The sequence below is a fragment of the Ancylobacter terrae genome, from assembly GCF_045108345.1.
Classification (GTDB): domain Bacteria; phylum Pseudomonadota; class Alphaproteobacteria; order Rhizobiales; family Xanthobacteraceae; genus Ancylobacter.
Map to the genome: position 1 here is coordinate 225,590 of NZ_JBJGXH010000004.1, position 25,234 is coordinate 250,823.

Genomic DNA, 25,234 nt, shown 5'->3' on the forward strand with positions numbered 1-25,234 from the left:
CTCCCCTCACGCCGCCGTCGCGGGCGCAGCCGCCGGCGCGCCGTCGGGACGGCCCCGAGCCGCGAGCGGCACGCCGCCGCCCGCCGGCCGGGCGCGCAGCGCGTTCAGCGTCACGATCACCGAGGAGCCGGACATGGCGAGCGCGGCGATCAGCGGCGTCACATAGCCGGCGATGGCCAGCGGCACGGCGAACAGGTTGTAGACGACGGCGATGATCAGGTTCTGCCGCATCAGCTCCCGCGCCCGGCGGGCGATGGCGATGGCGTCGGCGACGGGGGCGAGCCGCTCGCCGAGGAACACCGCGTCGGCATGGGCCTGCGTCAGGTCGGCGGCCGTCACCGGCGAGAGCGAGACATGGGCGCGGGCGAGCGCGGGCGCGTCGTTCAGCCCGTCGCCGACCATCAGCACCTTTCGTCCCTCGCCGGCATAGGCGTCGAGCGCGGCGATCTTGGCGGCGGGGGTGGCACTTGCGCGCCAGTCGGCGACGTCGAGCTCGTCGGCCAGCGTCGCCACCGCGGCGGTGCGGTCGCCGGAGAGGATGGCGAGGTGTATGCCATCGCCGCGCAGATGGCCGAGCGTCGACGCCGCGTCCGCGCGCAGGCGCTGGCGGATCACGAGCACGGCCCGGCGCGCGCCGTAGCGCAGCGCCACCAGCGAGGCTTCCGGCTCGCGCGCCCGCGCCTCGAGCGCAAGATCCTCCGCCCCGCAGAAGGCGGCGCTGCCGAGGCGCAGCATCACGCCCTCGACCAGCGTCTCGACGCCCTCGCCCGCGGTTTCGCTCACCGCCTCGAACGGCACCACCGCGGGCACCGCCGCCGCGACGGCACGGGCGAGCGGATGGTGGCTCGACAGGGCGAGGCGCGCGGCAAGGGCGAGCAGGTCGGCCGGCACCGCGTCGCGGTTGGCCACCTGCGGCTCGGGCAGGGTCAGTGTGCCGGTCTTGTCGAACACGGCGGTGTCGATCTCGGCGAGCCGTTCCAGCGTGTCGCCGGCGTTGAGCAGCACGCCGGCCCGCATCAGCGCCCCGGCGGCCACCACCTGCACGGCCGGCACGGCGAGCGCCAGCGCGCAGGGGCAGGTGATGATCAGCACGGCGACGGCGATCAGCACGGCCTGATGCAGCGATGCGCCCGCCAGCAGCCAGCCGATCAGCGAAAGCGCGGCGGTGGCGTGCACCACCGGCGCGTAGAGCCGCGCCGCCCGGTCGGCGAGGCGGACATAGCGCCCGCGCGCGGTCGAGGCCGCCTCCAGCAGCCGCTCGATCTCGTCGAGGAAGGTGTCGGTGCCCGCCGCGGTGGCGGCGATGTGCAGCGAACCGTCATGGATCAGGCTGCCGGCATGGATGCGCGCGCCGGCGGCACGGGGGGTCGGCAGGGTCTCGCCGGTGACGAGGCTTTCGTCGACCAGCGCCATGCCCGAGCGCACCACGCCGTCGACCGGCACGCGCTCGCCGGCCCGCACCAGCACCACGTCGCCGGCCTCGACCGCCGCCGCCGGCACCGCAACCACCGCGCCCGAGGGTTCGATGCGGCTCGCGATGTCGGCGCGCAGGGCGGCGATGTTGCCCGCCGCCGCCCGCGTCTTCCGGCGCATGGCGTGGTCGAGATAGCGCCCCGTCAGCAGGAAGAACAGCAGCATCACCGCCGAATCGAAATAGGCGTGCTCGGCATGGTTCAGCGTCTCGAACACCGAGACGCCGAGCGCCAGCAGCACGCCGAGCGAGATCGGCACGTCCATGTTGAGGCTGCGCGCGCGGAGCGCCCGCAGCGCGCTCTGGAAGAAGGGCTGGCCGGCATAGGCGGCGGCGGGCAGCGCGATCAGCGCCGAGATCCAGTGGAACAGGTCGCGCGTCTCGGGGGTGATGTCGGTGACGTTGCCCGACCAGACCGAGACCGAGAGCAGCATGATGTTCATCGCCGCGAAGCCGGCGACCGACAGGCAGCGCAGCAGGTGGCGCGAGCGCTCGGCCTCGATCGCCTCGGCACGGCTGGTCTCGAAGGGGTGGGCGCGGTAGCCGAGCGCCCCCAGCGCGTCGATCACCTCGCCGGGGCGCGGGGCGGCCTCGCCCGGCGTCCAGGCCACGGACAGCCGGTGGCTGGTGTAGTTCAGCCGCGCCCGCTCGGGCCCATCGAGCGCCTCCACCGCATCCTCGATCTCGTCGATGCAGGCGGCGCAGTCGATGCCCTCGACGGCGAATTCCATGCAGGGCGCGCCGGTGGGGTCGCAGCGCAGGAACAGCGCATAGTCCGCCGGCGCCGCGGCCGCCAGCGGCGCGCGCGGCGCAGCGCGGTTCAGGGCGGAGGGAGCCGGGATCGCCGCGTCCATCGCCGCCTCACTTGACGAGGATGCGGTTGGTCGAGCGGAACTGCCGCGCGCCGTCCCGCGACAGCTCGATGACCAGATCCCACTGGCCCGGCGGCACGTCGGTGCGCGCGACCCAGACGCCCGCGGCGCCGGGCCGGGGATCGAGCGTTTCGTCCAGCCGGCGGTCGGTGGGGTGATGCAGCCGCACGCGCGCGTCGAGGCCGGCCAGCGGCAGCCCCTGCGCGTCCAGCGCGGCGATGCGCACCGTGCCGGGCTCGACATGGGCGCTGACCTGCCAGTGGCGTGCCGCCTGCTCGGCCGCCGCCGCCTCCTCCTGCTTGAAGACGAGGCCCGCCTGGTAGGAACTCTCGGTCTCCACGCCGCCGAAGCTGCTGAGCGCGAAGCGCACCAGGAAGAAGTTGGCGGTGAACACCACCGCGAAGAAGCCGAGGAAGCAGGCCAGCACGGCCCGGCCGGTGAGGACGCGCTCGCCGCGCGGCGGCGGCGCCGGGGAGCGGGTGGCGGGATGGACGGTTGCAGCCTTCATCGCGATACCCTGCCCCTACGGGCCCTTGAAATGGTCGGACGCGGTGGCGGCACGGCCGCCCTCGACGTCGGTGATGCGGAAGGTCACGGTCAGCGAGGCCTCCGCCGGCAGCTTGGCGTGGGTCGAGACGAGGACGCGCGCCTCGAAGGTTTGGTCGGGGCCGACCGGGATCACCGGCGCGGTGCCGGGCGCGGACGGCTCGCCGACCACCTCGACGACGGCGTCCGGCACGCCTTCCACCGCGATGGCGAAGCGGCGCGGCACGCGCTCCTTGTTGACGAGGCGCACGGTGTAGGCGTTGCGGATCGAGCCGTCCGAGAGCTGCACGAAGAGCGGGTTGCGGTCGTGCATCACCGCGACGCTCTCGGTGCCGCGCGTCGCCAGCGCCGCCAGCATGATCGCGCCGGTGACCCCGATCAGGCCGGCATAGAGCAGGGTGCGCGGGCGCAGCACCTTGCGCACCTCCGGCTTGCCCTCGATGCGGGCCAGCACGTTCATGTCGGTGTCGTAGCCGATCAGCCCGGCGGGGCGGCCGACCTTGGTCATCACCGTATCGCAGGCATCGATGCACAGGCCGCACTGGATGCAGTCGAGCTGCAGCCCCTTGCGGATGTCCACCCCCGTCGGGCAGGCGGCGACGCACTGGCCGCAATCGATGCAGTCGCCGGCCGGCAGCGCCTGCTTGCGCAGCGCCTCGCCCTTCTTGAAGGAGCAGCGCGGCTCGCCGCGGTCGTATTTGTAGGTGACGTTGAGGGCGTATTCGTCGGTCAGCGCCGCCTGGATGCGCGGCCAGGGGCACATATAGGTGCACACCTGCTCGCGCATGTGGCCGGCCAGCACATAGGTGGTGAAGGTGAGGATGCCGATCCAGGCATAGGCCACCAGCGGCGCCTGGCCCTTCAGCAGTTCCATCACCAGCGTCGGGGCGTCGGCGAAATAGAGCACCCAGGCGCCGCCGGTCCACCACGCCACCATCAGCCACAGCACATGCTTGGACGCCGCCTCGAACGCGCGCTGGGCCTTGGAGGCGTGCTTGAGCTTCTCGCGCCGCTCGCGCGGGTCACCCTCGACCATGCGCTCGATGGCCTGGAACAGGTCGGTCCACACCGTCTGCGGGCAGAGATAGCCGCACCAGAGCCGGCCGGCGACGGCGTTCATCAGGAACAGGATCAGCGCGGCCAGGATGAGCAGGCCCGTGAGGTAGTAGATCTCCTGCGGCCAGATCTCGATGAAGAAGAAGTAGAAGCGCCGGTTCGGGAAATCGACCAGCACCGCCTGCGAGGGCGCGCCCGGCCCGCGGTCCCAGCGCACGAAGGGCAGCAGGTAATAGATGCCGAGCGTGACGACGAGCAGCGCCCACTTGATGCGGCGGAAGGTGCCGTGCACGGCGATCGGGTAGATCTTGCGGCGCGCCGAATAGAGCGGGCCGTCCTCGACGAGTGCGTCCTCCGGGGCGGATTGCTTGGTCGCAACGCTCATCTCGGCTCGCCATTCCTCGCGGATGTCACCCCCGGAACGGAAACCGCCGCCGGGCTCACCCCTCGTCTTCTACGCCCCCCAGCCCTAGCCGATGATCCGGTGCATGACGGACCCGGTGAAATGCTTATGCGGCGCACCGCCGCGCCGGGAACGGGTACCGCGATGACGCTGCGGCATCATTCGCGTTGCGATAGTTCTAAATTCACGGTTTAGTGCCCGGCGGGGGATACGGGCTGGATGGGATACCGAGCGGACATCGACGGGCTGCGCGCACTCGCCGTGGCCCCGGTGGTACTTTTTCACCTGCAGATCGCGGCGTTCGGCGGCGGCTTCGCGGGCGTCGACGTGTTCTTCGTCATCTCCGGCTACCTCATCACCGCGCTCATCCTCGCCGATATCGAGGCGGGGCGCTTTTCGCTGTTCCCCTTCCTGCTGCGCCGCAGCCGGCGGCTGTTCCCCGCCCTCGCCACCGTGCTGGCCGCCTCGAGCCTCGCCGCGCTCGTGCTGTTCATGCCGCACGAGCTGCGCAGCTTCGGCATCTCGCTGATGGCGGCGACGCTGTCGGTCTCGAACTTCGTCTTCTCCGCGCAGGTCGGCTATTTCGATGCGGAGGCGCTGACCAAGCCGCTGCTGCACACCTGGTCGCTGGGCGTCGAGGGGCAGTTCTACCTCGTCATCGGCGCGGTCTTCGTCGCCCTCGCCCGGCTCGGGCGGCGCGCCGTGGTGCCGGTGCTGGCGGGGCTGGCGCTGCTGTCCTTCGCCATCAGCGTCGAGGCGGTCGCGAACGGGCGCGACGGGGCCTATTACCACCTCTCCACCCGCGGCTTCGAGCTGCTGATCGGCGCGCTGCTCGCCACCGGGATCGTCCCCGCGATCCGCCACGCCGGCCTGCGGGCGGGGGCGGCGCTTGCCGGCCTCGCGCTGATCGGCGTCGCGGTGTTCGCCTTCGACGCCGGCACGCCCTTCCCGGGCGCAGCCGCGCTGGTGCCCTGCCTCGGCACGGCGCTGGTGCTGCATTCCGGCGCGGCGGGCGGCTCGCCCGTGCACCGGCTGCTCGCAACCACGCCGCTGGTGGCACTGGGACGCATCTCCTATCCGGTCTATCTGTGGCACTGGCCGCTGATCGTGTTCTGGACCTATGCGACGCTGGAACTGCCCTCGCCGGGCGAGCAGGTCGCGATCGCCGCCCTGACGCTGGCGCTGTCGGTGCTGACCGCGCGCTACATCGAGGATCCGGTGCGCCGGCGCCGCTGGGTCCCGGACGATCGGGCGCTGGGGCGGATGGTCGGCGCCGGCTCGGCGGCGATGGTGGCGGTGGGGCTCGTCGCCACGCTGACCAACGGCCTGCCGCAGCGGCTCTCGCCGGAGGTGCAGCGCGCCGCCGCCTTCCGCCACGACCGTCCGACGCTGGGCGGGCGCTGCCGTGCCGGGGAGCCGGACGGCCGGGCGGACCTGCCCTGCATCATCGGCGATGAAAACGCGCCGGGCTTCGATTTCGCGCTGGTGGGGGATTCCCACGCCTTCGCCACCGCCGCCGCGATCGGCGAGCGCGCCCGCCGCTACGGGCTCAAGGGCGTGCTGCTCGCCCGCGTCGCCTGCCCGCCGCTGGTCGGCGTCGAACGGGCGCCGGCACGGCGCGCCTGCGCGGCCCATGCGGCGAAGATGACCGAGACCATCGCCGCGCTCGACATCCCGACCGTCATCCTGGTCGCCCGCTGGGGCCTCTATCTCGGCGGCGAGGGCGCGGGCGACGCCCGCTCGCCGCTCTCGGACGGGCAGAGCCCCGGGGACGACGGCGCCGTGGTCGCGCGCGGCCTCGCCCGCACGCTCGAGGCGCTCGAGGGCCGGCGGGTGGCGATCCTCGGTGAGGTGCCGGAGATCGGCTTTTCCGCACCTTCGGTGGTGGCGCGGCAGCTGCATTTCGGCCGGCCACTCCCCCTCGGCCCGACCGTGGAGGCGCACAGCGCCCGCCAGGCCGGCTTCGACGCCGCCCTCGCGCCGCTGCTCGACGCCCATGCCGACCGGCTGACCCTGCTGGATCCGGTGCCGGTGCTGTGCCCGGACGGGCGCTGCCTCGTCGTCGAGAGCGGCGACGTGCTCTATTACGACGGCAACCATCTCAGCCGCGCCGGCGCCGCCCGGCTGGCGCCGGCCTTCGACGCGCTGTTCGACGATCTCTACCGCGACATCGTCGCCCGCGATCCCGATCGCACCCGCTCCGGCGCCATGCCGTGGCCGGAGCACGCCTCCAGCCTGCCCTGAACGCGACGCCGCCTGCCCTATCTCCTCAACGCGAAAGGCCCGGCGGTCGGCCGGGCCTTCGCATGTCGCCGGGGGCATCGGTGGGCGGCGGGTTACTTGCCGCCGCCGAGCGAGTGCACATAGACCGTCAGCGCCTTGATGGTGCTGGTGTCGAGGCGGCCGGACCAGGCCGGCATGGTGCCCGCGCGGCCATTGGTGATCGAGGCGATCACCGCGTCGCGATCCGAGCCGTAGAGCCAGATGCCGTCCGTCAGGTTGGGCGCGCCGAGTTCCGGGTTGCCCTTGCCGTCGGCGCCGTGGCAGGCGGCGCAGTTCGCCTCGAACACCTCCTTGCCCTTGGCGAGGTCCGGGCTCACGCCGGCCGGCGGGGCGAGGCCCGACAGCGAGCGGACGTAATCCGCCGCGGCGATGATCTCCGGGCGCTGCAGCATGCCGTCGCGGCCGAAGGCCGGCATGTCGCCGACATGCGCGTCCGGATCGGTCGAGCGGGCGCCGTGCAGAATGGTCTGCTGGATCTGGTCGAGCGAGCCGCCCCACAGCCAGTCGTCGTCGTTGAGGTTGGGATAGCCCTTCGAGCCCGCCCCGCCGGCGCCGTGGCAGGGGGCGCAATTGTCGCCGAAGGCGGCGCGGCCCTGGGCGCGGGCGAAGGCGAGCAGCTCGGGGTTGCTCTCGATCTCCTGCAGCGAGGCCGCCTCGATCTTGCCGGCGAAGGCGGCGCGCTGGGTGCGCAGGTCCGCGAGCTGGACCTGCACCGCCTCGCGCGACTTCCAGCCGAGCACGCCGTAGGTGTAGCTCGTCACCAGCGGCCAGGCCGGGTAGACGAGCCAGTACAGCACCGACCAGACGATGGTCGCGTAGAAGGTCCACAGCCACCAGCGCGGCAGCGGGTTGTTCAGTTCGCGGATGCCGTCCCACTCGTGGCCGGTGGTGGCGACGCCGGTGACGGTGTCGACCTCCCCGGCGTGGGGATCAGCGGGATTCTTGGCGTGTATGTCGGCCATGGTTCTCAATCCTCGCTGAGCGGCAGCCGGGCGGCGTGGTCGAACTCGCCCTTGCGGCGGGGCGAGAGCGCGTAGACGAGCGCGCACAGGAAGAGGCCGACGAAGTAGAGCAGCCCCCAGGTCTGGGCGAACTCGGCGAAGGCGCGGTAGGTCTCGTTCATCTCATCGCCTCCTCAGCGGATGTTCGCCTTGTCGTCGTACAGCTTGAAATCGACCATCGTGCCGAGCGTCTGCAGATAGGCGATCAGCGCGTCCGCCTCGGTGATGAGCGCGGGGTTGCCGTCGAAGTCGCGGATCTGCGCCTTCGGGTAGCGCTTCAGGAAGGCCTCGGAATCGGCCGCGTCGGTGGTCGCCTGGGTGCGCAGGTCCGCCTGCGCGCTGGCGATCATCTCCTCGGTGTAGGGCACGCCGACGATGGCGTTGGTCTTCATGTCGGCGCCGATATGGGCGGCGTCGAGCACGTTCTGCGCGAGGAAGGGGTAGCCGGGCATGATCGAGCCGGGCACCACCGAGCGCGGATCGGCGAGATGCTGGCGCTGCCACTCGTCCGAATACTTGCCGCCGACGCGGGCGAGGTCCGGCCCGGTGCGCTTCGAGCCCCACTGGAAGGGGTGGTCGTACATGCTCTCGGCGGCCAGCGAGTAGTGGCCATAGCGCTCCACCTCGTCACGCAGCGGGCGCACCATCTGCGAGTGGCAGTTGTAGCAGCCCTCGCGCACATAGATGTTGCGGCCGGCGAGCTCGAGCGGCGACCAGGGGCGCACCCCGGACACCGTCTCGATGGTGCTCTTCAGGTAGAAGAGCGGGACGATCTCGACGAGACCGCCGATGGAGATGACGATCAGGATGCCGATGATCAGCCAGATCGAGTTCTTCTCGAAGAAGGCGTGCTTGGCCCAGAAGGATTTGGTCTGCGTGGCGGTCGCCATGATGGTGCGTCCTCACTCGGCCGGCTGGAGGGTGGGGGCGGTGCGCAGGCCGGTGTCGGCCTCGGCCGTCTCGGGCGAGCGGATGGTCATCCACAGGTTGAAGGCCATCAGCAGGGCGCCGACCAGGAACAGCACGCCGCCCAGCGCGCGGATGACATAGAAGGGGTGCATCGCCTCGACGGTTTCGATGAAGGAGTATTCGAGGAAGCCGAGCGAGGTGTAGGCGCGCCACATCAGGCCCTGCAGGATGCCCGCGACCCACATCGAGGAGATGTAGAGCACGATGCCGAGCGTCGAGATCCAGAAGTGCCAGTTCACCAGCTTGAGCGAATACAGCTCCCGCTTCTTCCACAGCCAGGGCACCAGGCAGTAGATCGCGCCGAAGGAGATGTAGGCGACCCAGCCGAGCGCACCGGAATGGACGTGGCCGATGGTCCAGTCGGTGTAGTGGCTCAGCGAGTTGACCGACTTCACCGACATCAGCGGCCCCTCGAAGGTCGACATGCCGTAGAAGGCGACGGAGACCACCATCAGGCGCAGCACCGGGTCGGTGCGCAGCTTGTCCCAGGCGCCCGAGAGCGTCATCAGGCCGTTGATCATGCCGCCCCAGGAGGGCATCCACAGCATGATCGAGAAGGTCATGCCCAGCGTCTGCGCCCAGTCCGGCAGCGCGGTGTAGTGCAGGTGGTGCGGGCCGGCCCAGATGTAGAGGAAGATCAGGCCCCAGAAGTGGATGATCGACAGGCGGTAGGAATAGACCGGGCGGTCGACCCGCTTGGGGATGAAGTAGTACATCAGGCCGAGGAAGCCGGCGGTGAGGAAGAAGCCGACCGCGTTATGGCCGTACCACCACTGCACCATGGCGTCCTGCACGCCCGACCAGACGATGTAGGACTTGGGCGAATAGATCGAGACCGGCACGGCGGCGTTGTTGCCGATATGCAGCACGGCGATGGTCACGATGAAGGCGAGGTAGAACCAGTTCGCCACATAGATGTGCGGCTCCTTCCGGCGCCACAGCGTGCCGAGATAGACCAGCAGGTAGACCACCCACACCACGGTCAGCCAGAGGTCGGCGTACCATTCGGGCTCGGCATATTCCTTCGACTGGGTGATGCCGAGCAGGTAGCCGGTGCCGGCGATGAGGATGAAGAAATTGTAGCCCAGCACGACGAACCAGGGCGCGAGGTCGCCGACCATGCGCGCGCGCGAGGTGCGCTGCACCACATACATCGAGGTGGCGATCAGCACGTTGCCGCCGAAGGCGAAGATCACCGCCGAGGTGTGCAGCGGCCGCAGCCGGCCGAAGGCGGTCCAGGGCAGGTCGAGGTTCAGCGCCGGGAAGGCGAGCTGGAAGGCGATGATGACGCCGACCAGGAAGCCGGCGAGGCCCCAGAACATCGCCGCGAGGGTGGCGAACTTCACCGGGCCGAAATTGTAGTTCGGCTTGCCGTCGACCTCGAGCGGGGGGAACTCCGCCGGCCGGTCGACATAGCGGTTGATCACGACGAACACCGTCGCGATGCTCGCCAGCGCGAACAGATAGGCGTGGAAAGCGTAGGCCGACGTCTGCGCGTTGGCCGCCACGGTGATCGCGAAAACGGCCAGCAGCACGAATGCGGCCGCCACCCCTCCCTCGCCGGTGGTCATCCGCTTGGATGGTGCCGGCCCGTGCTGATACTGCGCCATATGCGCCCCTCTTCCGCCTTCCGGTCGTCCCAAGGCTGGAACGACTCCACGCGGGCGACCTTTCCTGCCGGGAGCGGGGCGCGGCCTTGATGCAGGTCAAGGCTAAGGGTCTTACCGGACGTCCGCAGTGACGCAGCGCCCAAGGGCGGCGCGCGATCACGCCCCCGCTTGCGCACCCGCCATGGCCCGCCTACAGCATGGGCGGGGTGTGGATCGACGAGGGGACGACGCGCGCATGATCCGGTTCCTGCTGCGTTTCATCGGGCTGTGGCTGCTGGCCGGCGGCTTCGTCGCGTTCGTCGTCGACGGCACGCGCTCGATCGCCGCGTCCGACATCGTGATGACCCCGCTCGGCGAGGCCTGGTTCGCGATCAGCGAGGGCACGCTCGCCCAGTTCCAGGCGCTGGTGGAGACCCGGTTCTCGCCGGAGATGTGGGAGCGCTTCGGCGTGCCCCTGCTGATGGCGCCGCTGGCCGCCGTGCTCGGCGGGCTCGGCCTCGTGCTCATGCTGCTCGGGCGCACCGGTCGCCGGCGCACGGCGAGGTGATCGGCGGCGGCGCTGGCGGCCGTGGGCGGCAAACCCCATATTGGGCGGGATTTTCGAAGGGCGACGACTGCCACGGAGCTGCCGCATGTTCCAGTTTTTCAAGAAGAGCCTCGACCTGCCCACCGCCGCCGAGGCGCTGCCCGGGCGGGCGACGCCGCTACCCACCACCGAGCGCCATTTCGTCAGTGGCCATCCGCTGAAGGGGCCCTACCCCGAGGGTTTCGAGACCGCGATCTTCGGGCTCGGCTGCTTCTGGGGCGCCGAGCGCAAGTTCTGGCAGACGCCGGGCGTGTGGGTGACGGCGGTCGGCTACATCAACGGCATCACCCCGAACCCGACCTATGAGGAGACCTGCACCGGCCGCACCGGCCATGCCGAGGCGGTGCTGGTGGTCTACGATCCGGCGGTGGTCAGCTATGACGAACTCCTCAAGCTGTTCTGGGAGAGCCACGACCCGACCCAGGGCATGCGCCAGGGCAATGACGTCGGCACCACCTACCGCTCCGGCATCTATGTGACCGACCCCGCCCAGCGCGCCGCCGCCGAGCGCTCGAAGGCGGCCTATGGCGCGGAGCTGGCCAGGCGCGGCTTCCCGGCGATCACCACCGAGATCGTCGACGCCCCGACCTTCTATTTCGCCGAGGGCTACCACCAGCAATATCTCGCCAAGAATCCCGGCGGCTATTGCGGGCTCGGCGGCACCGGCGTGTCCTGCCCGATCGGCACCGGCGTCACCGCCTGACGCGGCCGCCCCGCCCGCGGCGCCGGGCGGGGCTCCCCCTGTCGATTCTTGATCCTATCGGCTTTCCGCCTTCCCGTGCGGGAGGGCGGCGCCTTATCCTGCCGCTCCGAACCGCTTCGCCGGCACGATTCCGACAGGGTCCGCCATGAACATCCGCGCCATCCGCCGCCGCCGCCCCCGGCACGCGCTCCTCGCCCTGCTGCTCGCCGCGGCGCCGCTGGTGCCCCATCCCGCCCGTGCCCAGTCGCCCGAGCCGCACCTGCCGGCGGTGCTGCGCGACGCGCGCTACTGCGAGCTCGTCGCCGTCCACGTCACCCGCGAGGGCCTGCGCGCCGACGTCTACAACACGCTCGGCTTCGACGACTGCCCCGCCGACAAATGGGACGCGCTGACCCGGCGCGATCTCTTCCGCCAGTTCGACACCCTCGCCGTGGTGATGAACGGCCCGCGCCACTTCATCATGGACGGGATCAGCGCCACCGGCGCGACCAAGACCGGCGAGGTCATCACCGTGGGCGGCATCACCATGGCCAAGCGCGCCGAGGTCGGCCTGTCGCTGCACCAGGCGATGGGCCCGGCCTATACCGAGCAGACCATCGATCGCGAGACCACCTACCGCTTCGACGCCGGCAAGCCGACCTTCAGGCTCATCGCGCCGGACGGCGCCGTCTATGTGATGCAGTCCTATGCGCAGATCGTCGACCCCGCGCTGACCTACGACCAGCTTGCCGGGCTCGGCGCGCGGCTGAAGCCGCCGGCGGGCTGGCGCTACACGGTGGACACGCCGGCGCAGGACCTGCTGCTGGTCGCCGGCGGCACCGCCGTCGTCATCCAGGACGAGATGAAGAACACCTACCAGAAGGTGATGCCCGCCGCGCCGCCGGCGCCCTGAGCGCGCCGGCGCCCGGATCCACGCGCCATGGCGACGTGACGCGCCTCGCGCAGGGCGCCCCTGCCGTGGCGGGGCTTGCCGGGCGCCCCGCGTCATGGCACCCATCTGCGCCGCAGGTGCGGTGCAGCAAACGGGGCGTCCCATGGCGAAGGTGCTGGAAGCGATGGTCGAGCGGCTCATCCTGGTCAGCCGCTGGCTGATGGCGCCGTTCTATGTCGGGCTGATCATCGCGCTCGGCGTGCTGCTGTTCAAATTCGCCAAGGAACTCTGGCACTTCGTCACCTACGCCCCGGGCTTCACCGAGAGCGACACCATCCTCGGCATCCTCGCCTTGATCGACCTCACCTTCACCGGCAGCCTGGTCATCATCGTCATCTTCTCGGGCTACGAGAACTTCGTCTCGAAGATCGACGGCGCCGGCCATCCCGACTGGCCGGAATGGATGACCAAGGTCGACTTTGCCGGCCTCAAGCAGAAGCTGCTGGCGTCGATCATCGCGATCTCCGCCATCGCCCTGCTCAAGGCCTTCATGAACCTCGACAAGGGCGTGGACGAGAAGCAGCTCTACTGGCTGGTGATCATCCACTGCGTGTTCGTGGTCTCCGGCATCGTGCTGGCCTGGTCCGACAAGCTGTCGGAAGGCAAGGGCAACGGGCACTGAGCGGGCGGCGCCAGCCGGCGGCGCAGCTGCCAGGCGCCGACATCGAGCAATGCGCGGTAGCGCCGGCGCGCATCGTAGATCGTGCCGGCATCGGTGCGGGCGGCCTCCTGCATCTCGGCCAGAAGCCGTACGTCGGGCGTGCGCGGCATCAGCGCATAGTCCGGCAGCAGCCGGTCGACCAGCGCCGCCACATCGGCCGGGGTAAGCGCGTTGAGCCCACGTGCGGCCAGATCGAGCTGATAGCCGCGGCGCTCCGGCGACAGCCGCTCCCAGCTCTGCAGCAGGGGGAAGCACGCACAGGCAAAGCGATGGGAAGCGCTGGCGACGCGCTCGACCAGTCGCGCAGGCAGCATGGACAGCCTCCGTCGATAAGCAGAATTCACGTTTTGACTTTTCTCATCCTTCGGCAGATCTGCTGATCCGCCATCCGCCAATACCAGCCGCCCCGTCAATGGCGGCGCGAATCATCTGTCATTCGTTGTAGCCGATCGCTGATTCGACGGGACAAGCATCGCCCGGAAATGGTGTGCTGCTGACTAACGCAATCGGTCGCATTTTAACGGTCTTTGAGATAAGCGCGAAACCGGCCGCGCGATGCAGGGCCGCGCGATGCCGGGCCGCGCGATCCGCGCTGCGGTGCTTGCCGGCATGCGCCGTGTCGCCTAACCGGGGCATCGGCGGGCGTGCTATGCTTCACCAACGATCTGCCGAACCTCGGACCTGCTGCAATGGCTGATTTCGGGCACACGCCCGCCGATGAGACGACCCCCGACCGGCTTCCGCGCGAGCGCGGCGGCGCGCGCATGGACAAGCTGGCGCGGCTGCCGCTGTTCTTCGGGCTGGAAGGGCGCCGCGTGGTGATCGCCGGCGGCTCGGATGCCGCCGCGTGGAAGGCGGAACTGCTCTCCGCCGCCGGGGCGGACATCGCCCTGTTCGCCTCCGACCTCGCCGACGACCTCGCCGCGCTGATCGCCGCGCCGCCGGGCGGGCCGATCCGCCACGTGGCCCGCGACTGGCGACCCGACGACCTCGCCGGGGCGGCGCTCGCCATCGGCGCCATCGAGGACGAGGACGAGGCCGCCCGCTTCGCCGCCGCCGCCCGCGCGGCGGGCGTGCCGGTCAATGTGGTCGACAAGCCGGCCTTCTGCGATTTCGCCTTCGGCGCCATCGTCAACCGCTCGCCGCTGGTGGTCGGCATCTCCACCGACGGCGCCGCTCCGGTGTTCGGGCAGGCGGTGCGGGCCAAGATCGAGGCGGTGATCCCGCCCGGCTTCCGGCGCTGGGCCGAGGCGGCGCGGCGCTGGCGGCCGGAGGTGGCGCGCCTCGCGCTCTCCTATCAGGGCCGCCGCCGCTTCTGGGAACGCTTCACGGCGCAGGCGCTGGAAGCCCCGGAGCAGGAGCCGCGCGAGGGGTTGCGCGAGAGCCTTCTCGCCCGTGCCGAGAGCGATCGCGCCGGGCCCGAGACGGGGTCCGTCGTGCTGGTCGGCGCCGGGCCGGGCGACCCGGAACTGCTGACGCTGAAGGCCGTGCGCGTGCTGCAATCGGCCGATGTCGTGCTCTATGACGACCTCGTCGCCCCGGCGATCCTCGACGTCGCCCGCCGCGAGGCGAAGAAGATGCTGGTCGGCAAGACCGGCTACCGCCCCTCCTGCAAGCAGGACGACATCAACGCGCTGATGGTGACGCTGGCGAAGCAGGGCAAGCGGGTGGTGCGCCTCAAGGGCGGCGACCCCTTGATCTTCGGCCGCGCCGGCGAGGAGATCGCCGCCGCGCGCGCCGCCGGCCTGCCCGTCGAGGTGGTGCCGGGCATCTCCTCGGCGCAGGGCGCGGCGAGCCGTCTCGCCGTCTCCCTCACCCATCGCGACCATGCCCGCCGGCTGCAGTTCGTCACCGCCCATGCGCGCGACGGCAAGCTGCCGCGCGACCTCGACTGGCAGGCGCTGGCCGACCCGGCCGCCAGCACGGTGGTCTACATGCCGCAGCGCACCTGGGGCGAGCTGGCGGCGAAGGCGATGGCGGCCGGGCTCGATCCGGCGACACCCGCCTTCGCCATCTTCGCCGCCACCCGGCCGGAGGAGCGGCAGGTCGCCGCCACCGTGGCGACGCTGCGGGAGGCGCTCGACCGGGCGGTGGCGGAAGGCGCAACCGGCCCCTGCCTCATCCTGTTCGGCCACGCGCTGGGCGAGGCGGAGGCGTTCGCCCTCGATCAGCCGAGCCGGGCTTCCAGCTTCTGATAGAGCGGGTTGTCGGCGCTGAACACATAGTCCAGCGGGCCGACCGAGACGGTCGCCGCGCCCTTCTCGCGCAGGAACACGGCGAGGGCGTGCAGCGTGTCCGGGGGGCAGTGTAGCGTCACCATCCCCGAGGAGGTCGGCGCCCCGAACGGGGCGACCGCGCGGAACCGCCGCACGGCTTCCGCGATCATCGCCGCGTCGCAGGCGGCAAAGCGCGTCTTCACCTCGCGCATCGCCCCGGCATGGCGGGCGGCGGTGATGCGGTCGAGCAGGGCGCGGGTCGCCGCGCGCGCCGCCGGCGTCCAGTCGGCGTTCAGCGAGGCGACGAGATTGGCCTCCGAGCGCAGGATGACACCGTCGTCGACCACCTTCAGCGCGTTGGCGGCCAGCGTCGTCCCCGTCGTGGTGATGTCGACGATCAGCTCGGCCACACCGGCGGCGGGCGTGCCCTCGGTCGCCCCCAGGCTCTCGACGATGCGGTAGTCGACGATGCCGTGGCGGGCGAAGAAGGCGCGCGTCAGGTTCAGGTACTTGGTCGCCACCCGCATGCGCCGGCCGCGCTCGCCGTGGAAATGCGTCGCGACATCATCGAGGTCGCGCATGGTGCGCACGTCGATCCAGGCCTGCGGCACGGCGACGACGACATTGGCGGCGCCGAAGCCGAGCTTCTCGACGAGAAGCACCTTGTCGTCCGCCTCGGGAATGCTCTCGCGCACCAGGTCCTCGCCGGTGACGCCGAGATGCACGGCGCCCGCCGCAAGCTGGCCGGCGATCTCGGAGGCGGAGAGATACGCCACCTCGACATCCGCCACGCCGCCCAGCGTGCCGCGATAATCCCGCGCCCCGCGCGACTGGCTCAGCGCCATGCCGGCGCGGGCGAAGAAGGCGCTCGCATTCTCCTGCAGCCGGCCCTTGGACGGCAGGGCGACGATCAGCGCGCTCATATCCCGGCCTCCAGCGCGTCGAGCCGTTCGATCCACACCGCGAAGCCCACCGCCGGGATGCTCTCGCGGGCGCCGAGCCGGGCCAGCAGCCCGTCATAGCGCCCGCCCGCCACCAGCGGCGCCGGGGCGCCAGCGGTGGAGAGCTCGAACACCATGCCGGTGTAATAGTCGAGCGGGCGGCCGAAGGCGGCGGCGAAATGCAGCGCCTCCACCGCCACGGACTGGGCGGCGATGAAATGGGTGCGGGTCTCGAAGGCGTCGAGCGCGGCGTCGAGGTCGAGCCCGGCCTCGTCGGCCAGCGCCCGCAGCGCGCGGGCGGCGGCATCGGGGTCACCCTCGATGGTGAGATAGCGCTCCAGCACCGCCACCTTCTCCTCCGGCAGGCCGTCGGCGTCGCCCGAGGTCGCCTGCTCGAGGAAGCGCCCGGCGATCTCCGAGACGGTGCGCCCGCCGACCGTCGATATGCCGGCTATGGAAAGCAGGTCCGTCACCAACGCGTGCGCGGCCTCGGGGTCGGAGCCGGTCAGCGCCGAGAGCACGCCCGCCCGCGCGGCGATGCCGCCCGCCTCCGGGCGCCGGCGCAGTTCGCCGAGATCGGCGCCGAGGCTGCCGGCGCGGGCGAAATCCTTGACGAGGCGCCGCCGCCAGCCGGGCGGCAGGGCGAGCGCGTCGAGCAGCGCGGCGAAGAGGCCTGCGTCGCCGAGCCGGATGGTGGGCTGATCGATGCCCCACAGCGCCGCCGTCTCCAGCCCCAGCGCGAGGATCTCGGCATCGGCCGCCTCGCGATCCTCGCGGCCGAAGGATTCGACGCCGGCCTGCAGGAACTCGCCCGAGGCCTCGCTGGAGCGGAACACCGGGCCGAGATAGGCGAAGTCGGCCGGCGCTTGCGCCCCCGCCGCGAGGAAGGCGCGGCAGACCGGCAGGGTGATGTCGGGCCGCAGGCACAAATCGCGCCCCTCGGCATCGGTGGTCACGAACATGAAGCGCCGCATCTCCTCGCCCGAGAGGTCGAGAAAGGCATCGGCGGGCTGCAGGATCGGCGGATCGATGCGGGTGAAGCCGCCGCGCCCATAGAGCGCGAGCAGTTCGCCCGCGCGCGGCGAGGCGCGCCCGTTCAAAGCGTCGCGCCCGCCCGGGGCGTCTGGCGTCGTATCGGTCGAGAAGGCGCGCATGATCAGCGGTTCCGTTGCGGCGCGCTTCTAGCAAAGTCGGGGGGCGGGGTCCATGCGGGGTAATGGAAGGGGTGAGTTCCGGCTCGTGCCCGCGTGGCGCAGGGTCGGCTTAGCACCCCTTTCCGCCGCGACGCCGCTCCGTATATCGTCAGACGGACAGAGAGGTTCGTCCGATGTGCGGAAACGTCTTCATTCGTCCGTCAGGGACATCGACCTTGCGCGAAGTCGGGCAAGCCCTCGCACAAGAACTCTCTCTTCCCGGCTTTGCCGAGAGGTACAGCGAGAACTACGTTGAAGGATACTATTTGGTTACGCGATGTCTCGGGATTTTTATCAGACTCAGTCACACCGACCACATCGATCTTGCGGATTACCCTTTCTGGATGACGTTCCATCCCGACGGTTATTGGGAGGACGACTTCGAAAGGTCGTGCGAGCGGCTCGCTGATCTCGTCGCCCGCCGGCTGACGGTGACAGGCTACAGGGTTGCACGAGTGCCGGACGATGGCCGGATCGGTGCCGCGATCTGGCGCTACTCGATCCGGCCGGGGTGCAGCGGTCGCGAACGCGGCGACATTTCGATTGCCATCGACAAGACGCATGTCGGGCCTGCCGGCGGTGCCTGAGCCGGCTCCCCGAGCCTCCCCTTCGCGACGGCTGCCGCACGTCACCCCCGCACGATTTTTTCCCGCCGATTTATCCGCAGCCCTTCGCGCCGCGCGATAATGGCGTCACCTCGTTCCGCTACAGGGGCGCGTCCGGAGCGGCCGATCGCGCGGGGCGGGGTGCGGTGCCTCACGGGGCGGGCCTAACGCCCCCGCGCCATGAGGGGCCCAAGCCATGCGTCCCCGGCCGATCGTGCCATCGGTCACGGGGAGACGCGCCGCGCGCCGGTTCGCCGGAGCGGGGCGCCACGCACCCCACAGGGGAGGATAGCAAGTGTAAGTCCTCCCGGGCGCGCATGGAGCAAGCCGAAAGTCACCGCGTGCGGGGCGCCGGAGCTGCGGCGCTGCGACGGTCGACGACAGTTCGCACCACCTTTCACACACGGTGCGGACGGCTGCCGGAGCGATCCGGCGACGGTGCCCCGCCGCCCTTCACCGGGCGAGGCTGCCCCGACCTCCGCCCGCCCCGGCGCGCGGAGCCCTTCCTGCGTGGCGTCCGCTCAAGGCGGGCGCCGCCATGCCGCGCGGGGGCCCTCTGGCGCGGGGACGGAACGGCGCCTATCTCACCGCGCGCCGGGAGCATGCGCCGATCGGATCGGGCGTTTCCCCCGGCGGTTCGGAGCCCCCCAAAGCCAAGGATCGACCCGCCATGAAGGACGCCGCCCGGGAACTCAGCGCATGGTTCGCGGCCCACGGACTGAACCCCGCCGATTATCGCCTGCGGATCGAGGCGCACAGCATCACCGCCCAGCGCGACCTCGTGAAGCTGTTCAAGGCGCAGGTGGAGCCGCAGCTGGCGCCCCCGCCCGCCCCGCACCGCAAGGGCACGCTGGAGGGGCTGGAGATCTCGATCGAGGGGCCGCTGCCGCAGTTCTGACGGGGCGCGGCGGCACGCCGAAAAATAAAGCGCGGCAGAACGCAGCGGCATCCTCTTCTGGGCGTCAGGTCATCGCGGTAAGGTTACCGGATGTCACCGGAGGAAATACCATGACCCGCATCCTCGTCGCCGGAATGACCTTGCTGATGCTTTCCGTTACGCTTGCGGAAGCGCGCAAGAGCCAGTCGATGGCGACCTCCTTCACCCCCGCGCAGCAGGAGCAGTTCAGCCAGTGCATGGCGCAGGCCAAGGCGAAGGCCGGCACCGGCGCCAACCGCAGCGTGCTGATGCAGCAGGCGGAGGTGAGCTGCAAGGCGAAGGTGCACGGCTGAGCCGGGCAGGAGGGAAACGGCGGCATGGCCCATCGCCCCTGATGGTCGACGGGCTTTCGACCCGCCCGAGGCGCTCGGCGCCCGTCTGGAACGTCGTCCACAAGCGTCATCCCGGACGGCCGGAGGCCGTATCCGGGATCGCGGAGGCATACGGGCTGGCGATCCCGGCTCGTCGCCTGCGGCTCCGTCCGGGATGACGATGCCGCGAGGATTTCGGCAGACTGGCCCTCAGGCGCCGGCGATGCCGTGATGCTTCAAGACCGCGATCACCTGCGCCTCCAGTTCCGCCTCGGGGCAGGCGAACTGGGCGGGGCGGGCGCCGCGCCACTCGGCATTGTCCGCGATGGCGGCGGCGGCCTTGGCGCCCTCGATCAGGTCCTTGATCTGGACGGTGCCGGCGGCGCGCTCGTCCGAACCCTGGATGACGACGCAGGGGGAGTTGCGGCGGTCGGCATATTTGAACTGGTTGCCGAGATTTTTCGGGTTGCCGAGATACATCTCGGCGCCGATCGGGATCCCGGCCTCCCTGAAGGCGGTGCGCAGCCGGGCGGCGAGGCCCATGTAATGGGCGGTCTGGTCGCGGTCCATGACGACGACGACGACCGGGCCGACGGCCGGCTTCGCCTCGAGCTGGCCGAGCCCTTTCAGCGCGGCGGCAAGGCGCGAGACGCCGATGGAGAAGCCGGTCGCCGGCACCTCCTCGCCGCGGAAGCGCCCGACGAGGCCATCATAGCGCCCGCCGCCACCGACCGAGCCGAAGCGGACGGGACGGCCCTTCTCGTCGGAAACCTCGAACAGGAGTTCGGCTTCGAAGACCGGGCCGGTGTAGTATTCGAGGCCACGGACGACGGAGGGGTCGATGGAGATGCGGTCGGAGCCATAATTCAGGTCGGCGATGATATCTGCGATATCATGAAGCTCGCGCAACCCTTCAAGATAAAGTGGATGATCACAGAGATCGCGCATGAAATTAATGCGCTGTATGTTTCCTATGTCGAAAAAGGGCGCAACGCCATGAAGTTCGCTAGGCGTGACCAGCGCATCGTCTCGTTCCAGGAATATTTTGGCCAGATCGGCAGGGACCGCCCCATGAAGCACGCGGAGTATTAGGCCCGCTTGCTCTGGGCTAAGACTTGCCCCCTTCGTAAAATCCCCGCTCTTCGCCGCCGGGTTCTCCCAGCGCCCCTCGCCGAGCAGGTCGCGGACGCCGTCGACGCCGACCTTATCCAGCTTGTCGATCGCCCGTAGCACGGTCAGCCGGCGGCCAGCGTTCTCGTCGCCGCCGAGGCCGATGGCCTCCATCACGCCGTCGAGCAGCTTGCGGTTGTTGACCTTGATGACGTAGCCGCCGCGCGGGATGCCGAGCGCTTCCAGCGTATCCGCCGCCATCATGCAGATCTCGGCATCGGCCGCCACCGTCGGCGCGCCGACCGTATCCGCGTCGAACTGCATGAACTGGCGGAAGCGGCCGGGGCCGGGCTTCTCGTTGCGGAACACCCAGCCCTGCCGGTAGGAGCGGAAGGGCTTGGCGATGTCCTGGAAATTCTCGGCGACGTGCCGGGCCAGCGGCGCGGTGAGGTCGTAGCGCAGCGACAGCCACTGGTCGTCATCGTCCTGGAAGGAGAACACGCCCTCGTTCGGCCGGTCCTGGTCGGGCAAGAACTTGCCGAGCGCGTCGGTATACTCGATGAACGGGGTCTCCAGCGCCTCGAAGCCGTAGCGCTCATAGACCTGCCGGATGGTCTCCAGCATGGCGCGGGTGGCGGCGAGTTCCGCCGGGCCCCGGTCGGCGAGGCCGCGCGGCAGGCGCGCCTTCAGCTTGCTGGGCTTGGAGTTGCCGGGCTTGTCCTTGGCCATGATGGCGCCGTTCCTTCGAAGGTTCGGCGCGGGTTTAGAGGACGGGGCGCGGCGCGGCAAGGTTCGGGCGGCAAGGTTCAGGGGCGCATCCCCGCCGCGAGCCGCGCCTCGATCGCCTCCAGCACCGGCGGCAGGTCGGCGATGGTGTCGATCACGACATGCGCCCCGGCCCGCAGCAACTGCGAGGTGGCGCGCTCCCGGATCGCCGCCACCTCGTTCGGTGGCAGCGCGTCGAGTTCGGCCCGCGACAGGCCGGCGGCGTTGCCCGAGAGCGCGAGGCCGACCGTCCAGGTGCCGGCGGCGAGGCCCTCAGTGATGCCGGGCCCGGTATCGTCGATCTTGACGCAGGCGGCGGGCGGCCAGACGCCGAGATCGGCGAAGGTGCGGTACATCATCAAGGGGCTCGGCCGCCCGGCCGCGAGGTCGCCGGCGCAGACCAGATTGTCCGGCCGGTAGCCGGCTTTATCCGCAAGCGGGAGAAGCCGCTCCATAATGGGCCGCGTATAGCCCGTGGTGGAGCCGATCTTCAGGCCCCGTGCGCGGGCGCCCGCAATCACCTCGACGAGGCCCGGAATGAGATCGGCATGGTCGGCGATCACCTCGATATTCAGCGGCTCGAACACCGCCAGAACGGCGTCGATGTCCGCCTCCCCGGGCGCGCGGCCATGCGCGGCCTGCCAGCGCTGGGCGATGGCGGGGTCCGTGAGCAGGGCGGCGACGTGGTCGCGCTTGGGCAGGCCCATCGGCCCGCGCGCCTCGGCGATGGTAATGCCGACGCCGAAGCGGGCGAAGGCCGCGACGAAGGCGCCCATCGGCGCGCGCGAGCCGAAATCGACCGCGGTGCCGGCCCAGTCGAGGATGAGCGCCTTCAAGGCCATGGGTGGCTCCCGGTTTCAGTCGAACAACTGGCCGATCGCCTCTTCGGCGATGGCGAAGGCGGTGGAGGCGCCGGTGCCGCTGGTCACCATGACCAGGCGGATGGTGGGATGGGGCGCGTCGATGAGGGCGAGCCGGTCGGGCGCGGCGGCATAGGTGCCGGTCCAGCGTTCGACGACATGCGGCGGGCGGCGGCCGAACAGTGCGGCATATTCGTCGAGGATCAGCGCGTCGACGAAATCGGGGGCGAACGGATCGGGCGTGGCGGCGTAATGGTGGCTGTCGCCGACCACCAGCGAACCGTCGGCCGACTGCACGACGATGAGGTGCACGCCGTGGGCGAGGTGCCCGGCCTGCTCGGCTGCGAGCCGCGCCTTCAGCGGGCCGGCCTCGGGCAGCTCCGCATAGCCGAGATAGCGGCCGAGCGAGATGTCGGTCATCACCGCGCCGGGCAGCCGGCCGAGCGCGGGATCGGCGACGCGCAGCATGTGCAGCTTGCAGCGGGTGAGCTGGTAGGGCGCGATGTCCTTTTCCAGCAGCGTATGGAAATCGTCGCCCGGCGCGACGACGATGCGGGCGGCGCGGATGACGCCGCCCGGCGTCTCCACCCCGCCCGGGGCGACATCGGTGACCACGGTGCTGCGGTGAAACACCACGCCATGCGCCGCCGCCAGCCAGGCGGCGAGCTTCGGGATCGCCGCGCGCGATTCGACGCGCAGGTCGTGCGGGCTCCACAGCGCGCCGACGAGATCGCCGTGGAGCGCGGGGAGCCGGGCGCGCGCCTCGTCGGGGGTGAGCAGGGCGCAGCCCTCGCCCATCTCGGTCGCGCGGAAGGCCTCCAGCACCGCCATCGCCTCGGGACGGCGGGCGGCGACCAGCAGGCCGCGATGGAGGATGTCGATGCCGGCCTGCGGGGCGATCTCCGCCCACACGTCGCGCGAGCGCCGGGCGCGGCGCCAGCACTCGCCGCGCTGCTGGCCAGTGACGGTGACGAAGCCGAAATTGCGGATCGAGGCGCCGTTGGCCTGCGCGTCGCGGTCGATCACCACCACTCTGAGGCCGCGCCGCGCGGCCGCCAGCGCATGGGCGAGACCGACGATGCCGGCACCGACGACGGCGAGATCGAAGCGCTCGGGCATGTGCGGAGGTCCGGTGGCGGGAGGGCCCCGGCGGTTCTACGACAGGGTCGGCGAACGTTGAATGACCGTGCCGCCCGGCCCCGGCTCCGGATCGTCGAATCGAGCGGCCTGCCCCGCCATAGCGACGGTTGCGCCCGTGCGGCGGGGCATCGCCGAGGCTCAGTGCATGGCGGTGAGGCCGGGCAGTCCGGCGGCGGCGAGATCGCCCTTCACCCGCTTCGCCAGCGCCGGATCGGGGAAGAAGCGCGCCACCATCGCCGCCGGGCTGCTGGACCAGGAGGGAGCCAGCGCCACGAGGCGCTTGAGATCGGCCCGCGCCGCCTCGTCCTCGCCGGCGAGATGACGCACCAGCGCGCGGGCGAGCAGGCCGGGGGGATAGCCCTCGCCCGACAGGCCGTCGATGGCGACGCCCGCTGCGGGCACGTCGCCGCGCAGATAGGCCAGCACGGCGCGCTGGTATTCGGCGGCGAGCGGCATGCCCGGCACCTCGCCCTTGACGCCGGCGAGCAGCGCCGCGCCGCGCTCGATCTCGCCGAAGGCGGCCAGGCTGCCGGCGAGGTCGACCAGCGTGTCGGTGTCGTAGGGGTTCAGTTCCAGCGCCTCCTGGCCGGCAGCGACGAAGGAGCCCCGCTCGCCGCGCAGGAAATGGGCGTGCATCAGCACGCGGCGGGCGAAGGCGCTGGTGGGGGCGAGCTCGACCGCCCGCTCGGCGGAGCCGAAGGCGCGGTCCAGCGCCGGCTCGGCGCCCGGACGCGGGTTCACCTCGTTGCGGACCTCGTCGAGATAGAGCTCGCCGAGCAGGGCGTGGCCGAGCGCGAAGGAGGGGTCCTGCGCGACCGCCCGCTCCAGGCAGTCGCGGGCGCGGGCATGGTCGGCGGGGACGTAGCTGCGCCAGTAGCCATAGGCGAGCAGCACGCAGCCATAGGGCCCCGCCGCCTCGGGGCCGCCCGCCGCGAGCACCCGGGCGCGGGCGCGCGACTGGATGACGCCATAGGGCTCGGCGAGCGCCGCCATGATGTCGCGCACCAGCGCCACCTCGGTCGCGGTGGCATCCGTGCCGCGGCGCAGGCTCTCGAACTCCCGCGACCAGACGATGGTGCCGTCGCAGACATCGGACAGGCGCAGGAGCACGGCGACGCTGCCATCGTCGTGATTCTCGACGAGGCCGCCGAGCGCGAAGGCGGAACCGGCCCGCGCCTTGGTGTCGTCGCAGGCGATCACCGGACGGGCATCGGGCGTCGCCAGCACGTCGAGCAGGTCGGAACGGGCCAGCGCATCGCGCACCCGCACCTCGATGGCGCGCGGATCGAACTCGCCGCCGCTGCCGCCGGCCGATTCGAAGGCGCGCACCTCGACCATGGGAATGCCCAGCCGGTTGGTGCGCTCGATCGGCGCGGGGGCGCCGGCGACCAGCGCCCGCCAGCCGGCGAGGCTCGGGTGCAGCAGCGCCAGCGCGGCCAGCAGCAGGGCGGCGACGGCAATAGCGGCGGTGCCCGGCACGCCGAAGCGCCAGCCGCGCGGCGGCGCGGCCGCGGTCACGGCCGGCATCGAGCGCACCCGCGGGGGAGGTATGGCGGGCCCGGGCGGCACGTCGCGTCCCTCGGCCGGTTCGAAAGCAGTCGCGGCATCCGCCGGGACGGCCGGGGCCACCGCCTCGCGCCCGGCCGCGGCGGGGCGCGCGCGAAACTGGGGCACGTAGGAGCCCTTCGGCACAAAGATCTCGATCTCGTCACCGGCGCCGGCGCCGGCGTAGTAGCGCTCCAGGCTGCGGCGCAGCCGCGTCGCCTCGACGCGCACGATGGGATCGACCTGCGGATCGAAGGAGGGATCGCGGCCCATCGCCTCGACCGCGATGGTGTAGCCCTTGATCGCCTCGCTGCGCCCGTCCAGCGTCGCCTCGACGACGAAGCGCAGGATGGTCGAGAGCTGGGGCGAGGAGCGCAGTTCCTCCGAGGCCAGCACGCGGGCCAGCGCCTCGCGCACCACCTCCGGCGCCACCACCGCGGGAGCCGCCTCGGGCGGGGCGACGTCGGGCGCGGTGCCCTCCCGTTCGGCGAGCTCGTCGAGAAGGCTATCGGGCACGGG

General features: G+C 71.1%; 23 protein-coding genes. 9 read left to right on the plus strand and 14 right to left on the minus strand.

Annotated elements, in window-relative coordinates; genetic code table 11:
• Positions 1-6: 6 nt before the first annotated feature.
• The 3 genes from ACEUEL_RS19600 to ccoG are packed head-to-tail and all read right to left on the minus strand — an operon-like array spanning position 7 to position 4,330.
• On the minus strand, positions 7-2,325 hold the full coding sequence (locus ACEUEL_RS19600) for a heavy metal translocating P-type ATPase (RefSeq protein ID WP_405709044.1): 2,319 nt from the start codon (positions 2,323-2,325) through the stop codon (positions 7-9).
• 7 nt (positions 2,326-2,332) lie between these two features.
• Complete coding sequence (locus tag ACEUEL_RS19605) at positions 2,333-2,851, minus strand: FixH family protein (RefSeq protein WP_405709046.1); 519 nt, start codon at positions 2,849-2,851, stop codon at positions 2,333-2,335.
• Between the two features lie 15 nt (positions 2,852-2,866).
• On the minus strand, positions 2,867-4,330 hold the full coding sequence (gene ccoG, locus ACEUEL_RS19610; protein ID WP_405709049.1) for a cytochrome c oxidase accessory protein CcoG: 1,464 nt from the start codon (positions 4,328-4,330) through the stop codon (positions 2,867-2,869).
• Positions 4,331-4,567: 237 nt separating this feature from the next.
• On the opposite strand from ccoG, the gene ACEUEL_RS19615 reads away from it, so the two are divergent.
• The gene (locus ACEUEL_RS19615; RefSeq protein WP_405709051.1) at positions 4,568-6,592 is read left to right on the plus strand and encodes an acyltransferase family protein; all 2,025 of its coding nucleotides are present in this window, start codon (positions 4,568-4,570) and stop codon (positions 6,590-6,592) included.
• A gap of 92 nt (positions 6,593-6,684) precedes the next feature.
• Here the strand turns inward: ACEUEL_RS19615 and ccoP are convergent, their stop codons facing one another.
• From ccoP to ccoN, 4 genes are read right to left on the minus strand one after another with little or no spacing between them, the layout of a single operon-like run.
• Positions 6,685-7,593 carry a cytochrome-c oxidase, cbb3-type subunit III gene (gene ccoP, locus ACEUEL_RS19620; RefSeq protein ID WP_405709054.1) on the minus strand — a complete coding sequence of 303 codons (909 nt, stop codon included), beginning with the start codon at positions 7,591-7,593 and terminating at the stop codon, positions 6,685-6,687.
• A 5-nt stretch (positions 7,594-7,598) separates the two neighbouring features.
• Positions 7,599-7,754, minus strand: coding sequence for a cbb3-type cytochrome c oxidase subunit 3 (locus ACEUEL_RS19625; RefSeq protein ID WP_405709057.1), 156 nt, complete (start codon positions 7,752-7,754; stop codon positions 7,599-7,601).
• A gap of 12 nt (positions 7,755-7,766) precedes the next feature.
• On the minus strand, positions 7,767-8,522 hold the full coding sequence (gene ccoO, locus ACEUEL_RS19630) for a cytochrome-c oxidase, cbb3-type subunit II (protein ID WP_405709060.1): 756 nt from the start codon (positions 8,520-8,522) through the stop codon (positions 7,767-7,769).
• A gap of 12 nt (positions 8,523-8,534) precedes the next feature.
• Positions 8,535-10,211: a cytochrome-c oxidase, cbb3-type subunit I gene (gene ccoN / locus ACEUEL_RS19635; RefSeq protein ID WP_405709063.1), complete on the minus strand. Its 1,677-nt coding sequence runs from the start codon at positions 10,209-10,211 to the stop codon at positions 8,535-8,537.
• 235 nt (positions 10,212-10,446) lie between these two features.
• On the opposite strand from ccoN, the gene ACEUEL_RS19640 reads away from it, so the two are divergent.
• From ACEUEL_RS19640 to ACEUEL_RS19655, 4 genes are all read left to right on the plus strand, one after another.
• Positions 10,447-10,758, plus strand: coding sequence for a hypothetical protein (locus ACEUEL_RS19640; RefSeq protein WP_405709066.1), 312 nt, complete (start codon positions 10,447-10,449; stop codon positions 10,756-10,758).
• 85 nt (positions 10,759-10,843) lie between these two features.
• Positions 10,844-11,500 (plus strand): peptide-methionine (S)-S-oxide reductase MsrA, encoded by a 657-nt coding sequence (gene msrA, locus ACEUEL_RS19645; RefSeq protein WP_405709069.1) that lies wholly within the window; start codon positions 10,844-10,846, stop codon positions 11,498-11,500.
• Between the two features lie 145 nt (positions 11,501-11,645).
• A complete protein-coding gene (locus ACEUEL_RS19650; RefSeq protein WP_405709071.1) occupies positions 11,646-12,392 on the plus strand; it encodes a hypothetical protein in 747 nt (248 codons plus the stop codon).
• 142 nt (positions 12,393-12,534) lie between these two features.
• On the plus strand, positions 12,535-13,053 hold the full coding sequence (locus ACEUEL_RS19655; RefSeq protein WP_405709074.1) for a TIGR00645 family protein: 519 nt from the start codon (positions 12,535-12,537) through the stop codon (positions 13,051-13,053).
• On the opposite strand, the gene ACEUEL_RS19660 is transcribed toward ACEUEL_RS19655, so the two are convergent.
• The gene (locus tag ACEUEL_RS19660) at positions 12,957-13,406 is read right to left on the minus strand and encodes a hypothetical protein (protein WP_405709077.1); all 450 of its coding nucleotides are present in this window, start codon (positions 13,404-13,406) and stop codon (positions 12,957-12,959) included. The two genes, ACEUEL_RS19655 and ACEUEL_RS19660, sit on opposite strands and share 97 nt — an antisense overlap.
• Positions 13,407-13,781: 375 nt before the next feature.
• Between ACEUEL_RS19660 and cysG the strand changes: the two genes are divergently transcribed.
• Positions 13,782-15,287: a siroheme synthase CysG gene (gene cysG / locus ACEUEL_RS19665; RefSeq protein ID WP_405709079.1), complete on the plus strand. Its 1,506-nt coding sequence runs from the start codon at positions 13,782-13,784 to the stop codon at positions 15,285-15,287.
• On the opposite strand, the gene hisG is transcribed toward cysG, so the two are convergent.
• Positions 15,260-16,231, minus strand: coding sequence for an ATP phosphoribosyltransferase (hisG, locus tag ACEUEL_RS19670; protein WP_405709082.1), 972 nt, complete (start codon positions 16,229-16,231; stop codon positions 15,260-15,262). The genes cysG and hisG overlap by 28 nt on opposite strands.
• A complete protein-coding gene (locus ACEUEL_RS19675) occupies positions 16,228-17,403 on the minus strand; it encodes an ATP phosphoribosyltransferase regulatory subunit (RefSeq protein ID WP_405709085.1) in 1,176 nt (391 codons plus the stop codon). The genes hisG and ACEUEL_RS19675 overlap by 4 nt, the downstream gene beginning before the upstream one ends.
• Positions 17,404-17,618: 215 nt before the next feature.
• Between ACEUEL_RS19675 and ACEUEL_RS19680 the strand changes: the two genes are divergently transcribed.
• The 3 genes from ACEUEL_RS19680 to ACEUEL_RS19690 all read left to right on the plus strand — a co-directional run bounded on the left by ACEUEL_RS19680 (position 17,619) and on the right by ACEUEL_RS19690 (position 19,277).
• Positions 17,619-18,029 carry a hypothetical protein gene (locus ACEUEL_RS19680; RefSeq protein ID WP_405709087.1) on the plus strand — a complete coding sequence of 137 codons (411 nt, stop codon included), beginning with the start codon at positions 17,619-17,621 and terminating at the stop codon, positions 18,027-18,029.
• A gap of 688 nt (positions 18,030-18,717) precedes the next feature.
• Positions 18,718-18,945 carry a hypothetical protein gene (locus ACEUEL_RS19685; protein ID WP_405709089.1) on the plus strand — a complete coding sequence of 76 codons (228 nt, stop codon included), beginning with the start codon at positions 18,718-18,720 and terminating at the stop codon, positions 18,943-18,945.
• Positions 18,946-19,055: 110 nt separating this feature from the next.
• On the plus strand, positions 19,056-19,277 hold the full coding sequence (locus ACEUEL_RS19690) for a hypothetical protein (protein ID WP_405709091.1): 222 nt from the start codon (positions 19,056-19,058) through the stop codon (positions 19,275-19,277).
• A gap of 228 nt (positions 19,278-19,505) precedes the next feature.
• Here the strand turns inward: ACEUEL_RS19690 and hisS are convergent, their stop codons facing one another.
• From hisS to ACEUEL_RS19710, 4 genes are all read right to left on the minus strand, one after another.
• On the minus strand, positions 19,506-21,134 hold the full coding sequence (gene hisS / locus ACEUEL_RS19695; RefSeq protein ID WP_405709094.1) for a histidine--tRNA ligase: 1,629 nt from the start codon (positions 21,132-21,134) through the stop codon (positions 19,506-19,508).
• 77 nt (positions 21,135-21,211) lie between these two features.
• Positions 21,212-22,012: a phosphonoacetaldehyde hydrolase gene (gene phnX, locus ACEUEL_RS19700; protein WP_405709097.1), complete on the minus strand. Its 801-nt coding sequence runs from the start codon at positions 22,010-22,012 to the stop codon at positions 21,212-21,214.
• Positions 22,013-22,027: 15 nt separating this feature from the next.
• Positions 22,028-23,149, minus strand: coding sequence for a TIGR03364 family FAD-dependent oxidoreductase (locus ACEUEL_RS19705; RefSeq protein ID WP_405709099.1), 1,122 nt, complete (start codon positions 23,147-23,149; stop codon positions 22,028-22,030).
• Positions 23,150-23,308: 159 nt separating this feature from the next.
• Positions 23,309-25,231: a tetratricopeptide repeat protein gene (locus tag ACEUEL_RS19710; RefSeq protein WP_405709102.1), complete on the minus strand. Its 1,923-nt coding sequence runs from the start codon at positions 25,229-25,231 to the stop codon at positions 23,309-23,311.
• Positions 25,232-25,234 lie beyond the last annotated feature (3 nt).

Coding starts and splice junctions, on each gene's coding strand:
- ccoP (WP_405709054.1), bottom strand. CDS start 7,593: ATGGCCGACATACACGCCAAGAATCCCGCTGATCCCCACGCCGGGGAG.
- ACEUEL_RS19660 (WP_405709077.1), bottom strand. CDS start 13,406: ATGCTGCCTGCGCGACTGGTCGAGCGCGTCGCCAGCGCTTCCCATCGC.
- hisG (WP_405709082.1), bottom strand. CDS start 16,231: ATGAGCGCGCTGATCGTCGCCCTGCCGTCCAAGGGCCGGCTGCAGGAG.
- ccoN (WP_405709063.1), bottom strand. CDS start 10,211: ATGGCGCAGTATCAGCACGGGCCGGCACCATCCAAGCGGATGACCACC.
- ACEUEL_RS19650 (WP_405709071.1), top strand. CDS start 11,646: ATGAACATCCGCGCCATCCGCCGCCGCCGCCCCCGGCACGCGCTCCTC.
- ACEUEL_RS19615 (WP_405709051.1), top strand. CDS start 4,568: ATGGGATACCGAGCGGACATCGACGGGCTGCGCGCACTCGCCGTGGCC.
- ACEUEL_RS19625 (WP_405709057.1), bottom strand. CDS start 7,754: ATGAACGAGACCTACCGCGCCTTCGCCGAGTTCGCCCAGACCTGGGGG.
- ACEUEL_RS19655 (WP_405709074.1), top strand. CDS start 12,535: ATGGCGAAGGTGCTGGAAGCGATGGTCGAGCGGCTCATCCTGGTCAGC.
- msrA (WP_405709069.1), top strand. CDS start 10,844: ATGTTCCAGTTTTTCAAGAAGAGCCTCGACCTGCCCACCGCCGCCGAG.
- ACEUEL_RS19640 (WP_405709066.1), top strand. CDS start 10,447: ATGATCCGGTTCCTGCTGCGTTTCATCGGGCTGTGGCTGCTGGCCGGC.
- cysG (WP_405709079.1), top strand. CDS start 13,782: ATGGCTGATTTCGGGCACACGCCCGCCGATGAGACGACCCCCGACCGG.
- hisS (WP_405709094.1), bottom strand. CDS start 21,134: ATGGCCAAGGACAAGCCCGGCAACTCCAAGCCCAGCAAGCTGAAGGCG.
- phnX (WP_405709097.1), bottom strand. CDS start 22,012: ATGGCCTTGAAGGCGCTCATCCTCGACTGGGCCGGCACCGCGGTCGAT.
- ccoO (WP_405709060.1), bottom strand. CDS start 8,522: ATGGCGACCGCCACGCAGACCAAATCCTTCTGGGCCAAGCACGCCTTC.
- ACEUEL_RS19675 (WP_405709085.1), bottom strand. CDS start 17,403: ATGCGCGCCTTCTCGACCGATACGACGCCAGACGCCCCGGGCGGGCGC.
- ccoG (WP_405709049.1), bottom strand. CDS start 4,330: ATGAGCGTTGCGACCAAGCAATCCGCCCCGGAGGACGCACTCGTCGAG.
- ACEUEL_RS19690 (WP_405709091.1), top strand. CDS start 19,056: ATGACCCGCATCCTCGTCGCCGGAATGACCTTGCTGATGCTTTCCGTT.
- ACEUEL_RS19685 (WP_405709089.1), top strand. CDS start 18,718: ATGAAGGACGCCGCCCGGGAACTCAGCGCATGGTTCGCGGCCCACGGA.
- ACEUEL_RS19605 (WP_405709046.1), bottom strand. CDS start 2,851: ATGAAGGCTGCAACCGTCCATCCCGCCACCCGCTCCCCGGCGCCGCCG.
- ACEUEL_RS19600 (WP_405709044.1), bottom strand. CDS start 2,325: ATGGACGCGGCGATCCCGGCTCCCTCCGCCCTGAACCGCGCTGCGCCG.
- ACEUEL_RS19705 (WP_405709099.1), bottom strand. CDS start 23,149: ATGCCCGAGCGCTTCGATCTCGCCGTCGTCGGTGCCGGCATCGTCGGT.